Consider the following 13,106-nt stretch of genomic DNA (forward strand, 5'->3'; position numbering starts at 1 on the left):
TTCTATATCAAGCAAAAACTCACGCGGCCTCTGCAGAGCCTGTCGGTATGCTGGCCGCTGCAAGCCCAAGGAGGTTCCCGCATGAAAATCCGCAACCTGAGCATCCCGCTCGCCACCGCCCTGCTGGCCGCCTGTGTCACCTCGCCGACCGGCCGCTCGCAGCTGATGATGGTGTCGGACAGCCAGATGAGCGAGATGGGCCTGAGCGCGTTCAACGACATGCGCAAGCAGGGCAAGTTCGTCGACGCGCCGCGCGAACGCGCCTACGCCACCTGCGTGTCCAACGCGCTGATCGCGGTGCTGCCGCCGCCGTGGAACACCCAGCAGTGGGAGGTGCAGATCATCGGCGACGACGCGGCCAATGCGTTCGCCCTGCCCGGTGGCCGGATCGGCGTGAACCGGGGCATGTTCAAGCTGGCCGGCAACCAGGATCAGCTGGCGGTGGTGCTTGGCCACGAACTGTCGCACGTGGTGTCGCGCCACGGCGCGGAGCGCGTGTCCGACAACATGGCGGCCCAGGCCGCGGTGGCCGCCGGCACCGTCTACGCCGGTTCGCGCGGCAGCGACGCCGGCAACGCCGCGGCGCTGCTCGGCGTGGGCGCGCAGGTAGGCATCCTGCTGCCGTTCTCGCGCACCCAGGAAAGCGAGGCTGACACGCTGGGCCAGCGCTACATGGCCCAGGCCGGTTTCGATCCGCGCGCGGCGGTGACGCTGTGGGACAAGATGGGCGCACAAGGCGGCAGCAAGCCTCCGGCGTTCCTGTCCACCCACCCGTCGTCCGGCAACCGTGCGCAGGCGCTGGACAGGCAGGCGCAGCAACTGCTGCCGGTGTACCAGCAGGCGCGCGCCAGCGGCCATGCACCGAACTGCCGGATGTAGACATCGGTACCGATGTAATCGCCGGCTGAACGAAGCGGCGGCGCAGCGTCAACTGCGCGCGCCGCCCGTCGTTCTCCGTCCTGCCTGCCGCGGTTCGCGGCGCTGACGGAGAACACGATGACCCGCACACCGCTCAAGCTGGCCCTGCTGGCCGGACTCGGCCTGACGTTCGCCGGCGCCATGTATGCGCCGCCCGCCGCTGCACGCGCCCAGGTGGCGGTCGGCGTCACCATCGGCATGGCTCCGCCGCCGCCGCGTTTCGAGCGGCTGCCGCCGGCGCGTCGCGGTTACGCATGGGCGCCGGGCTACTGGCGCTGGGATGGTTATGCCCATCGCCATGTGTGGGTCGGCGGCAGCTGGGTCCGGGTGCATCCGGGCCGCCACTACCGCCCGGCACACTGGGTGCACCACGGTCGCCAGTGGCGCTTCCAGCCAGGTTACTGGGGTCGTTGAGCATCCCACGCGCCCATGGCTTGTTGCGTCGCGTCACGACCCGCGGGGGCGACGTATTAAACTTGTCGCTTTGATTCATCGCCCCGGCTGCGGTCGGGGCGATGAGTTTCAAGCGTTTTCACACCCCCTGGCAGGGTCCCACCCGCTCCCCGCCGCCCATCTGTAGATGCCCATCGGCACCGTAAATCATGGAGTCACCGTTCCAATGATCTTTGAAACCATCGCCAACACGGGTCACGAAGAAGTCGTCTTCTGCCACAACAAGGACGCCGGCCTGAAGGCCATCATCGCGATCCACAATACGGTGCTGGGCCCCGCGCTCGGCGGTTTGCGCATGTGGCCGTACAAGACCGAGCAGGAAGCGGTGAACGACGTGCTGCGCCTTTCGCGTGGGATGACCTTCAAGAACGCGGTGGCCGGCCTGAACCTGGGCGGCGGCAAGGCGGTGATCATCGGCGATCCGAGCAAGGACAAGTCCGAGGCGCTGTTCCGCGCGTTCGGCCGCTTCGTCAACTCGTTGAACGGCCGCTACATCACCGCCGAGGACGTCGGCATCGACGTCAACGACATGGAATATGTGTTCCGCGAGACCGAGTACGTCACCGGCGTGCACCAGGTGCACGGCGGTTCGGGCGACCCGTCGCCGTTCACCGCCTACGGCTCGCTGCAGGGCCTGATGGCCGCGCTGCAGTTCAAGCACGGCAACGAAGATGTCGGCAAGTACAGCTACGCCGTGCAGGGTTGCGGCCACGTCGGCGGCGAGTTCATCAAGCTGCTGCGCGAACAGGGCGCCAAGGTGTTCGTCACCGACATCAACAAGGAAGCGGTGCAGCGCTGCGTCGACGAGCTCGGTTGCGAAGCGGTGGGCCTGGACGAGATCTACGACGTCGACGCCGACGTGTACTCGCCGTGCGCCCTGGGCGGCACGCTGAACGAGCAGACCATCAACCGCATCAAGGCGAAGATCATCTGCGGCCCGGCCAACAACCAGCTGGCCACCGACGAGATCGGCGACGAGCTGAATCGTCGCGGCGTGCTGTATGCGCCGGACTATGCGGTCAACGCCGGCGGCGTGATGAACGTGTCGCTGGAGATCGACGGCTACAACCGCGAGCGCGCGATGCGCATGATGCGCACGATCTACTACAACCTCGGGCGCATCTTCGAGATCTCGAAGAACGAGGGCATCCCGACCTACAAGGCCGCCGACCGTCTGGCCGAGGAGCGCATCAACGCCATCGGCAAGATCAAGCTGGCCCACATGGGCAACCACGGCACCCGTTTCCAGGGTCGCATGCGCGGCCAGTAAGCCGCGACACGGCGTGCCGGTGGCTTCACCGGCATGCGATGCTCGCCAAAGGCCTGCCGCGTTGCGCGGCAGGCCTTTGCATAGGTGGGGTGGCAACCGAATAATCGGACGCAGGAGGTGCCACGGATGCGCAGGGTGATGATCTGGCTGGGCTGGAGCGTGCTGGCGCTGTTGCTGCTCATGCTCAGCGGACTGCTGCTGGCCGACCGCCTGACTCCGCGCGCCACCGGTGCGCCCGGCACGGCGTTGCCGCTGCAGCCGGCACAAACTGCGATCGACCGCGAACTGGCGCCGTACCTGGCCACACACCCGGGCGAGACCGCGGCGACCCTGCTGCCCGACGGCCTGGATGCCTTCGCCGCGCGCGCCGCTTCGGCACGCCTGGCCGGGCGCAGCCTGGACCTGCAGTACTACATGTGGCACGACGACCTGGTCGGCCACCTGCTGGCGCGCGAGGTGTACGCCGCGGCCGAACGTGGCGTGCGCGTACGCCTGCTGCTGGACGACATCAATACCAAGGGACTCGACCCGGCGCTGCTGGCGCTGGACGCGCACCCGAACATCGAAGTGCGGCTGTACAACCCGTTCCGCAATCGCAACGGCGTGTGGCGCCTGCTGGAAATGGTGCAGCGTTTCTTCAGCGTCAACCATCGCATGCACAACAAGGCGTGGATCGCCGATGGCCGGGTCGCGCTGGTCGGCGGTCGCAACATCGGCGACGAATATTTCGACGCCGGCAGCAGCGTGAACTTCCGCGACCTCGACATGCTCCTGCTCGGCCCGGCGGTGGCCGACGCCAGCGCGATCTTCGACGATTTCTGGAACTCCAGCGCGGCCGTGCCGATCGAGGCGCTGAACCCGCAGACGCCGGAAAACCTGCACAGGCTGGTGGCCGCACTCGCCCACGAGTCCGCCGACGCCACCGCGCAGGTCTATCTGAAGCGGATCGCCGCCTCGCCTTCCGCGCAGCGCCTGGCCAACCACGAACTGTCGCCGCACTGGAGCGCGAACATCGTGGTGGCCTCCGATCCGCCGCTGAAGACGAAGTCCGCCGATCGCGGCGGCTGGCTGCAGCCGCGGTTGGCCGGCCACCTGGGCGGCGTGCACAGCGAGGTGCTGCTGATCTCGCCCTACTTCGTCCCCGGCAGCAAGGGCACCGCCACGCTGCTGGCGCTGGTGCATGCCGGCGCGCGGGTCGGCGTGATCACCAACTCGCTGGCCGCGAACGACGTACCGGCCGTGCACAGCGGCTACGAGCGCTACCGCTCACGCCTGCTGGCCGGCGGCGTGAGCCTGTTCGAGATCCGCCGCAACGGCCCGGTCGCCACCCACGGCCTGTTCGGCAGCAGCGGCGCCAGCCTGCACACCAAGGCGTTCGTGATTGACGGCGCGCGCGGCTTCGTCGGCTCGTTCAACCTCGACCCGCGCTCGGCCAACCTCAATACCGAGATGGGCGTGCTGTTCGACGACCCCGGCCTGGCCCGTGACCTGCGCCAGGAGTACCTGCGGCTGGCTGCGCCGGCGCTGAGCTACCAGGTTCGCCGCAGCGCGGACGGCTCGACGCAGTGGCTGGACCGCGCCACGCAGCCGCCGCAGGTGCTCGGGCACGAGCCCGACGCCGGCTGGTGGCTGCGCGCGATCACCCGGGTGATGAGCTGGCTGCCCATCGAATCGCAGCTGTAAGAACCTGTTCCTGGCCGGCGCTGCAAGGCCACGTGCGCTAAAATTGCCGACCTGCATTCAAGGAGTTCGCCATGCGTCCGTTCCCGCTCGGAGAAGACATCGACCTGCTGCGCGAGTCCGTGCATGCGTTTGCGGAAAAGGAAATTGCCCCGCGCGCCGACCGCATCGACCGCGACAACCTGTTCCCCGCCGACCTGTGGCGCAAGTTCGGCGAGATGGGCCTGCTCGGCGTGACCGTACCGGAGGAATACGGCGGCAGCGGTCTGGGCTTCCTGGCGCACATGGTCGCGATGGAGGAAATCTCGCGCGCGTCCGGCTCGGTCGGACTGTCATACGGCGCACACTCCAACCTGTGCCTCAACAACATCTACCACAACGGCAACGAGGCGCAGCGCCGCAAGTACATCCCGAAGCTGTGCTCGGGCGAGTACGTCGGCGCGCTGGCGATGAGCGAGCCCGGCGCTGGCTCCGACGTGGTCGGCTCGATGAGCTGCAAGGCCGAGCTGCGCGGCGACGTGTGGGTCGCCAACGGCAGCAAGATGTGGATCACCAACGGCCCCGACGCCGACGTGCTGCTGGTCTACATGCGCACCGCGCCGCGCGTGGCCGGCAGCCGCTGCATGACCGCCTTCATCGTCGAGAAGGGCATGCCGGGTTTCAGCACGGCACAGAAGCTGGACAAGCTCGGCATGCGCGGCTCCAACACGTGCGAACTGGTGTTCGAGAACTGCGAGATCCCGGCCGAGAACATCGTCGGCGAAGTCAACGAAGGCGTGCGCGTGCTGATGAGCGGCCTGGACACCGAACGGCTGGTGCTGTCCGGCGGCCCGCTCGGCCTGATGCAGGCGGCGCTGGACCTCGCCCTGCCCTATGTGCGCGAGCGCAAGCAGTTCAACGCGCCGATCGGCACGTTCGGCGTGATGCAGGCGAAGATCGCCGACATGTACACCGCGTTGCAAAGCTCGCGCGGCTTCGCCTACATGGTCGCGCAGCAGTTCGACAGCGGGGTGAAGTCGCGCATCGACCCGGCCGCGTGCCTGCTCAACGCCTCGGTCAACGCGGTGCAGGTGGCGCTGGAAGCCATCCAGACCCTCGGCGGCAACGGCTACATCAACGAATTCCCCGCCGGCCGTTTGCTGCGCGACGCCAAGCTGTACGAGATCGGCGCAGGCACCAACGAGATCCGCCGCATGCTGATCGGCCGCGAGCTGTTCCACGGCAAGGCATGAACTTTTCGTAGGGCGGGCAATGCACGCCCTAAGAAGCGGGTTCTCGCAAAGCCGTCAGAACGACCAGCTGAAGTTCGCCGTGGCCATCTGCGCCTGCTGACGCTGGCCGAGGTAGCGGTCGTAGCCAAGCTGCAAACTGGCGCGTGAAGTCATCTGCCAGTCCAGCGTGGTGCCGAGCACGCCGCCGTAGCGCGACAGGCCGATGCCGCCGACCGGGGCGAACTGGTCGATCCCACTGAAGCTGGCGTCGAACACTTCGCCGCGCAGGCCAAACGATTGCTGCCACAGCATACGTGTCTGCAGACTGAGGCTGCCACCGCCGGCCAGCACCCAGTCGCGCGTGGCACGCAGGCCCAGGCCAGCCTGCCAGCGCGCGGTCGTCTGTGCGCCTGACTTCAGACCGAAGCCATACGCGCCGCGCTCGTTGAAGCCGTCGCGCCGCACCTGCGCATACTGCAGGTTCACGTACGGCGTGAGCTGGGTGCGGCCGAGCGCCAGACGGTAGCCGCTTTCGCCATAGGCCACGCCGTAGCGGCCGTTGCCGTCGCTGACCACGCCGGCGAACTGGTCGCCGAGTTCGAGCCGACGACGCATGCTTTCGCGATAGCTGCCGATCCCGAAGCGGCCCATCGTGTACCACGCGCCACGGATCACGCCGCCGTAGAACATGCCTTCCAGCGCATGGCTGCGGCCCTGGTCCGCGCTTTCGGCGAGCCGCCCCAAGCCCTGGCTCCGGCTCAGTGCATAGCCGGCGATGCCGTTGCTGCCCACGCGGTGATCCTGCCCGACCAGCCAGCCGCTGAGGTCGTAGCCGACGCTGTCGTAACCGCTACGCGACAGGTCGCCGTGATAGCCGAGGTTTTGCGTCCAGCCGCCGGCCTGCGGCGTATCGAGCAAGCTGTCGAAACGATCGGACAGCGCACGCGTGCCCGCGTCGATCGCCTCGAACGTCATCGCCGCACTGGCCGCATGCAACTGGCCCGAGAGACTTGCCAGCGAATGCGCCAGCGCAGTCGTCGAAGGAGACTGCTGCAGCCCCGCCGCGCCATCGATGAACTGGCTGCTGACCGCCACCGAACTGCCCGTACCCGTAAGCGAGCCAAGCGTGCTGTCGATCTGTCTGAACGCACTCTCCACCCGCTGGGCAGCACCGAGCGATGCGCCGGTGTAACTCATGCCCTGCACCGAAGTGACATCGGCACGCGTCACATCGAGCCACATGCTGCTGCTGTCGTAGCCAGGCGTGGCGGTAAGCAAGACGCCGGCGCCGGCGTTGATTGCGCTGAAGGTGCCGGTCAGTCCGCCAACCGCATTGATGATATCCGTGCGCAAATGGACTACATAGCCGGCACGCTTGCCCATTACTAGCAGTGTCGTGGTACCGGACAACGTTACCTTGCCGTTGACTTGCAAGAGCGATCCCAACACGACGTCGAGCGACCCATTGTTGGTTTGGCTGTAGTCACCGCCAATAGTGATGGGGCTATCACTGTTCAACGTGAAGACTCCGCCGTTGGCAACCGAGCCACCGATTCCCACACTCGGATACAACGTGGCACCTTGCGAAATGGTCACCGACGAGGCCAGCGACGTCACATTGAGGTTGCCCATCTGGACCAGGGTCGGTCCGGTATAGTTGGCGTCCCGAGTGAGATTGAGGGTGCCGGTACCCTGCTTGATCAAGCCACCGGCCCCAGCAATGGGATTGGCCCAGGTCGACGACGTGCCGTAACCGGGCAGGTTGACCGTGACATCACCCCAGTCGAACTTTGCCGGGCCCAGCACGGCCTTGCCCGCATTAAGTTCGCCGTAGCCGAACACCGGGTCCACACCAGGCGCCCCCAGATCGTCTGCCGTTCCGAGCAGGGTCTGCCGCACCAGGTCGTTGTTGAAGTACGGAAAGGCCTGCCACACCAGCGCGGCGGCACCGGAAACGATGGGCGCCGAGAACGATGTACCACTCACCACCCAGTAGGTCGGGCGGGTGCCGGCAACGGCGTCCTTGTCGCTGACGATCACGTCGCCCGGAGCCGCAAGGCAGTAGTTCATCGCCCTGCCGCAGGCGTTCGAGTAGCTCGCCAGCTGGCCCGGATGGTTGCTGTCGACCGCCACGGCGACCAGCCAGCCCGGCTCCAGTTGCGGCGCCAGGCTGGGCAGGCTGGCGATGTCGCTGGGGTCGCTGCGGGAGTCGTTGCCGGCAGCGAACACCACCAGCCCGCCATGCTGCAGCACGAACGGCTCGTAAGCCTGGGCGAAGGCCTGGTTGATCGAGGCGTTGCCGGTATCCCAGTAGATGCCGCCCCAGGAGTTGTTCATCACCTGCACGCCGGCGTTGATCAAGGCCGGATTGAGCGTCTGCGCGAAGAAGTCGGCATCGGCCGCGGTCACCGCGTTGCCCTGGCCCGAACCATCGTCCTTCGGCTCGACGTCGCTGATGATGCGCGCCGAAACCAGGCTGGCACCGGGCGCGATGCCGCCGGGAAAGCGGTCGAACGCCTGGCCGGCGGCGATCTGCGAGACCCAGGTGCCGTGGCCGACCACGTCGTCGATCGCGGTGTTGTTGGTCGATGGATCGACGTAGATCAATTCCTGCTTGACCCGCCCGACCAGCGCCGGGTGGTTGCGCATGATGCCGCTGTCGACCACGCCGATGGTCACGCCGGCACCGGTGTAGCCCAGGGTGTGTGCGGCGGAGGCGTTGGTCAGCGCAAGCTGGGCATCCAGCGGCGGCTGATCGGTCGGCGTGCTTGGCGGCGGCGACGAACTCGGCACCGTCGGCGGTGGGGTCGGTTTGACATTGCCGCCTCCGCCGCAGGCACTCAACCCCAATGCCATGGCCACCAGCCAGGCCATCTCGCGACGCCGCAGACCCGAGTCGAGTATTTTCATCAATTCCCCTGCCAACAAAGTCCCTACCCCATGCATCGCCGGCGTGGCGGATACGCCGCGGTGCTGCCCTGCGGCGTATCTTGGCACAACGAAAATCCAATGAAACAGGACGCAAATGCCTGCGCCGCAAGGACTTGCAGCCGTTTGCCGAGTTTCGCGGCAGGCTGCGATAATTGCGGGGTTATCTGTCAGGCGTTCGCGCCCCTCAAGTCTTGCAAGCGGAGTTATCCATGTCGGATGTCAGCGTCGTCATCGTCGGTGCCAAGCGCACGGCCATCGGTTCCTTCCTCGGCCAGTTCACCGGCGTGCCCACCCCCAAGCTCGGCGCCACCGCGATCCGCGCCGCGCTGGAACAGTCCGGTGTCGCCCCGGCCGATGTCAGCGAAGTGCTCATGGGTTGCGTGCTGCCGGCCAACCTGGGCCAGGCGCCGGCGCGCCAGGCCTCGCTGGGCGCGGGCCTGCCGGCGGGTACCGGTTGCACCACGATCAACAAGGTGTGCGGTTCGGGCATGAAGGCGATCATGCTGGGCAACGACCTGATCAAGGCCGGCTCGGCGAGCGTGGTGGTGGCCGGCGGCATGGAGTCGATGACCAACGCGCCGCACATGGTGCAGGCGCGCACCGGCATCCGCTACGGCGACGGCCAGCTGGTCGACCACATGGCCTGGGACGGCCTGACCAACCCGTACGACGGCAAGGCGATGGGCGTGTTCGGCGAACTGTGCGCCGACAAGTACCACTTCACCCGTGAGGCGCAGGACGCATTCGCGATCGAGTCGGTCAAGCGCGCACTGGCGGCGCAGCAGAACGGCGGGTTCGCCGGCGAGATCGTCCCGGTCACCGTGAGCGGCCGCAAGGGCGACGTGGTGGTCGACACCGACGAGCAGCCTGGCCGTTCCGACATTGCCAAGGTTCCCTCGCTGAAGCCGGCCTTCCGCAAGGAGAACGGCACGATCACGGCGGCCAGCTCGTCCAGCATCTCCGACGGCGCCGCCGCCGTGGTGCTGCTGTCGGCCGACGATGCGAAGGCGCGTGGCCTGAAGCCACTGGCGCGCATCGTCGCGCACGCCACCCATTCGCAGGAACCGGAATGGTTCACCACCGCGCCGGTCGGCGCGATCCAGAAAGTGCTGGACAAGGCCGGCTGGAAAGTCGGGGACGTCGACCTGTTCGAAATCAACGAGGCGTTTGCGGTGGTCGCGATGACCCCGATGAAGGAACTCGGCATCCCGCACGACAAGCTCAACGTCAATGGCGGCGCCTGCGCGCTGGGTCATCCGATCGGCGCCAGCGGTGCCCGCCTGGTGGTGACCTTGTTGAATGCGCTGAAGACGCGTGGCCTCAAGCGCGGCATCGCGTCCCTGTGCATCGGCGGCGGCGAGGCGACCGCGGTTGCGGTGGAGTGCATCGACTGACGTCACCCGGCAGAAATTGGGTGACTATCGCGCGGCATTCACATGACGGCCGGCTAAATCAGTTTTTAATGTGCCCTGAAGCCCTGTCACAAAGATCTGGCGCAATTTCCGCGAAAGCGCTATTAATACACGGCCAAACGGCATTCCACGGCAAAGGAGATCCACCATGAAGTTTACGCGTACCCTACTCGCCGCCGCGCTCGTCGCGCTGTTGGCGGCATGCAGCAACGGCGCGCAGGATTCCGCGCAGGACGCCCAGAAGTCGGCTGATACCGCCCAGCAAGCTGCCGATACGGCGCAGCAGGCTGCCGCGGCAGCACCGACCACGGCGACTGAGCAGGCTGCAGACCAGGCCCACACCGCTGCCAACGCAGCCGGTCAGGCCGCCGACCAGGCTGCACAGGCTGCCACCGCAGCTTCCGCAGCAGCTCCGGCCGCTGCCGGCGCTGCTGTCGACCAGGCCAAGGACGCCGCCAACAATGCTGCCGACGCTGCCGCCAAGGCCGCCGACGCTGCCAAGGACGCTGCCAGCAACGCCAAAGACGCTGCCAAGGACGCCACGAAGGATCATTGATCCTTTTCTGGTTTCCTGAAAAAACGGCCGCCTCGTGCGGCCGTTTTTTTTGATTCGAACATTACGGCACCACTCGTTGTCATGCAGGACCTCACCACCCAATGAAAAGCCCCGGTTCGCACCGGGGCTTTTCCGTCTCTCCTCCTGGCAAACGGCCTTCGCCTAGAAATTCTGCGTAAAGCGGAGACCGATGGTGCGCGGCTGGTTGGTTACGGTATAGACCTGTCCGTTGGGGTATTGCGACACCACGCCGTGGGCTGCGCAAACCGCCTCAGCGCATTCGGCGTACTTGAAGAGTTGCCCCCGTTTGTCGAACAGGTTGTTGACGTATACGTCCACCAACCAGCCGTTCTTGTGGAAGCCTGCAGAGACGTCCATGGTCGTGTAGGCGGCGAGATTGCCGGTCAGACCGTTTTCAAACGTCCGCAGGTCAGACTTGCGTTCGCCCACATGCACCAGCGCACCCTGGATGAACGCCTCGTTTTCACCAAGGTCGAAGGTGTAGCGGGCTATGAGGTTGCCCTTGAACTTCGGCGTCACCGGCAACTGGGTGCCCTTCGGCGCCTGCTCGGCACCAGGACAGTCGGTGACCGGCGTACCGCTGGCGTCGGTGAACCCGCAATAGTTCGCGGTCAGCTTGGCATCGTAGAAAGCCACGCCGCCACTGAGCTCCAGGTTGTAGGTGGCGGCCCAGTTCAACTCGGCCTCCAGGCCTCTGATGCGTGCCTGGTTGGCGTTCTTGATCTCGGTCAGGCCGTTGGCACCGAGGATGCTGAACTGGAAATCCTTCCAGTCCTGCTGGAACACCGAACCGTTGAACGACACCCGGTTGCCGAACCAGGTGGATTTCCAGCCAAACTCGTAGTTGGTCAGGTAATCCGACTTGTACGGCGGCAGCGACCCGCGACGATTCAGGCCGCCGGGGCGATAGCCCTCGGACCGCGTGAGGTACACCAGCTTGGTCGGCGTGATGTTCCAGGTCAGATTGGCCTTGCCGAGCGAGCCGGTTTCCTTCACGTTCTTGTCGAAGTCCAGGCACGGTGCGCCACGGTATGGCTGTGGCGAGATGCAACCGGCCTCGCCATAGCTGGAACCGGGATAGTAGCCAGCGCTGAAACCGTAGAAGCCGCCCAGGCTGTTGTTGGCGCGGAAGTAGCGCCCGCCGATGGTGCCGGTGAGCGTGTCGGGAATGAAGTCGTAGGACAGTTCGCCGAATACGGCCTCGTCGCGATCGATGCGAACCTGCTCGGTCAGCCAGATGGTGTTCGGCCAGCCCGTCACGGTAAGCGAGTCCGCGAACCCGTTGATCATGTAGCGCTGTTCGATGTCGTGCACCGACCTTTCCCAGAACACGCCGCCGACCACGCGCAGACGGTCTTCCTTCGGCGAAGCCAGGCGCAATTCGTGGCTGTCCATGGCGTAGCGATCCTTGCCGATGATGTACTGCGACGGATTGATCAGCGCGCCGCTGTTGTCGTAGATGTAGGTGCCGTACGAGTAGGGAAGCTGGTCGTACCAGAACGAATAGTCGCTGTAGTCGTTGTGCTCGACCTGGATCCGCTTGAGGTGCGCATAGGCATAGGTCAGGTCGAAGTTGCCGATCTTGCCCTGCACCGTCAGCGCCGCCTGCCACCAGCGGTCGGAAGTGCGCTCCGGGTAGAAGTGGGTCACGGCGAGGTCGCCGATCGCCGGATCGGTGGCGATGTTGCCATGGGCCACCGTGTTTTGCCCCATCAACGTCCCGTTGATCGACCAGTCGTCATTGAGATCGACCTTCAGCGCCGCGCGTGCACCGTCGATGTCGTTGCCGTTGTAGTTCTTCCTGGCTGCGGGCATGCAGACCAGCAGGCTCGACGACGTGCAATTCCTGGCATTGCTGACGGTGATGCCGGAGGTCGGGAAGGTGCGCGTGCCTTCCTTGTTGTCGATATAGCCGGCGTCATGTTCGTGCCAGCCAACGAGGCGGACCGCCGCATTTTTCGAGATCGGGATATTGACCATCCCTTCGGCCACATGCCCGATGGCACCGTGGGCGACCGAGTCGACACCGACACTGTAACTGGCAGCAAAACCGCTGGCATCGGGCTTGTTGGTGATGATGCGCAATGCGCCGGACTGCGCGCTGGCGCCGTACAGGGTGCCCTGCGGTCCGGCCAGGACCTCCACCCGGGCGATGTCGTACATGTGGATGTCGAGCGGGCCGGTGACCGTGGTGACCGGCTGTTCGTCGAGGTACACGCCGACGCTCGGTCGCGAACCGGAATGGTTGCCGTCACCGCCGCTGGCCACGCCGCGCATGTAGATCTCGGAGAAACCCGGGCCGGCGCTCTGGTAGGACACGCTGGGCAGGTACTTCACGTAGTCGTCGAAGTTGCTGATGTGCAGCTGCTCGATTTTTTCCGTCCCCAACACCTGAATGCTGATCGGCACTTTCTGCAGGTTCTCGGTACGTTTCTGTGCGGTCACGGTCACCGCGCTCAGCGTCGCGACCTTCTGCTCCGCGGCAGGCGCCGTCCCGGTCGGCGCCTGGGTCTGGCCGGTGTCCTGCGCGAAGGCCGCCGAGCTCATGGCGAAGCAGATCGCCGCGGCGAGCGGCAACCGGTTCAATCTCGCCCGTCGTGTTCCTGCTGGTTGTCTACCCCTGGTCCTGTGCATTGGCTCCCCTCTCTTTGTTG

General features: G+C 65.9%; 9 protein-coding genes. 7 read left to right on the plus strand and 2 right to left on the minus strand.

Going from position 1 to position 13,106, the window contains the following annotated elements; genetic code table 11:
- The first annotated feature begins 81 nt into the window (after positions 1-81).
- The 5 genes from ABD024_RS10645 (at position 82) to ABD024_RS10665 (ending at position 5,553) form a co-directional block, all read left to right on the plus strand.
- Complete coding sequence (locus tag ABD024_RS10645; protein ID WP_343852392.1) at positions 82-879, plus strand: M48 family metallopeptidase; 798 nt, start codon at positions 82-84, stop codon at positions 877-879.
- Between the two features lie 117 nt (positions 880-996).
- A complete protein-coding gene (locus tag ABD024_RS10650; RefSeq protein WP_343852395.1) occupies positions 997-1,332 on the plus strand; it encodes a hypothetical protein in 336 nt (111 codons plus the stop codon).
- Between the two features lie 205 nt (positions 1,333-1,537).
- Positions 1,538-2,641 (plus strand): Glu/Leu/Phe/Val dehydrogenase dimerization domain-containing protein, encoded by a 1,104-nt coding sequence (locus ABD024_RS10655; protein ID WP_343852397.1) that lies wholly within the window; start codon positions 1,538-1,540, stop codon positions 2,639-2,641.
- A gap of 126 nt (positions 2,642-2,767) precedes the next feature.
- Positions 2,768-4,324 carry a phospholipase D family protein gene (locus tag ABD024_RS10660; protein WP_343852399.1) on the plus strand — a complete coding sequence of 519 codons (1,557 nt, stop codon included), beginning with the start codon at positions 2,768-2,770 and terminating at the stop codon, positions 4,322-4,324.
- A 71-nt stretch (positions 4,325-4,395) separates the two neighbouring features.
- Positions 4,396-5,553, plus strand: a complete 1,158-nt coding sequence (locus ABD024_RS10665) for an isovaleryl-CoA dehydrogenase (protein ID WP_343852401.1) — start codon at positions 4,396-4,398, stop codon at positions 5,551-5,553.
- A 54-nt stretch (positions 5,554-5,607) separates the two neighbouring features.
- Here the strand turns inward: ABD024_RS10665 and ABD024_RS10670 are convergent, their stop codons facing one another.
- Positions 5,608-8,442, minus strand: coding sequence for a S8 family serine peptidase (locus ABD024_RS10670; RefSeq protein WP_343852403.1), 2,835 nt, complete (start codon positions 8,440-8,442; stop codon positions 5,608-5,610).
- 230 nt (positions 8,443-8,672) lie between these two features.
- On the opposite strand from ABD024_RS10670, the gene ABD024_RS10675 reads away from it, so the two are divergent.
- Both ABD024_RS10675 and ABD024_RS10680 read left to right on the plus strand, forming a co-directional pair.
- Entirely contained in the window at positions 8,673-9,857 is a 1,185-nt protein-coding gene (locus ABD024_RS10675; RefSeq protein ID WP_343852406.1) for an acetyl-CoA C-acyltransferase, read from the plus strand.
- Positions 9,858-10,023: 166 nt separating this feature from the next.
- Entirely contained in the window at positions 10,024-10,431 is a 408-nt protein-coding gene (locus ABD024_RS10680) for a hypothetical protein (RefSeq protein ID WP_343852408.1), read from the plus strand.
- Positions 10,432-10,593: 162 nt separating this feature from the next.
- Here ABD024_RS10680 and ABD024_RS10685 read toward each other — a convergent pair whose 3' ends face one another.
- Positions 10,594-13,086: a TonB-dependent receptor gene (locus tag ABD024_RS10685; protein WP_343852410.1), complete on the minus strand. Its 2,493-nt coding sequence runs from the start codon at positions 13,084-13,086 to the stop codon at positions 10,594-10,596.
- Between the last annotated feature and the right edge of the window lie 20 nt (positions 13,087-13,106).

Origin of the sequence: Rhodanobacter soli, from assembly GCF_039523495.1 — a bacterium.
GTDB classification, from domain to species: Bacteria; Pseudomonadota; Gammaproteobacteria; order Xanthomonadales; family Rhodanobacteraceae; genus Rhodanobacter; species Rhodanobacter soli.

What these genes read in the sequence shown, in the direction of transcription:
- ABD024_RS10660 (WP_343852399.1), top strand. Translation starts at nt 2,768, where the DNA reads ATGCGCAGGGTGATGATCTGGCTGGGCTGGAGCGTGCTGGCGCTGTTG.
- ABD024_RS10645 (WP_343852392.1), top strand. Translation starts at nt 82, where the DNA reads ATGAAAATCCGCAACCTGAGCATCCCGCTCGCCACCGCCCTGCTGGCC.
- ABD024_RS10650 (WP_343852395.1), top strand. Translation starts at nt 997, where the DNA reads ATGACCCGCACACCGCTCAAGCTGGCCCTGCTGGCCGGACTCGGCCTG.
- ABD024_RS10675 (WP_343852406.1), top strand. Translation starts at nt 8,673, where the DNA reads ATGTCGGATGTCAGCGTCGTCATCGTCGGTGCCAAGCGCACGGCCATC.
- ABD024_RS10655 (WP_343852397.1), top strand. Translation starts at nt 1,538, where the DNA reads ATGATCTTTGAAACCATCGCCAACACGGGTCACGAAGAAGTCGTCTTC.
- ABD024_RS10685 (WP_343852410.1), bottom strand. Translation starts at nt 13,086, where the DNA reads ATGCACAGGACCAGGGGTAGACAACCAGCAGGAACACGACGGGCGAGA.
- ABD024_RS10665 (WP_343852401.1), top strand. Translation starts at nt 4,396, where the DNA reads ATGCGTCCGTTCCCGCTCGGAGAAGACATCGACCTGCTGCGCGAGTCC.
- ABD024_RS10670 (WP_343852403.1), bottom strand. Translation starts at nt 8,442, where the DNA reads ATGAAAATACTCGACTCGGGTCTGCGGCGTCGCGAGATGGCCTGGCTG.
- ABD024_RS10680 (WP_343852408.1), top strand. Translation starts at nt 10,024, where the DNA reads ATGAAGTTTACGCGTACCCTACTCGCCGCCGCGCTCGTCGCGCTGTTG.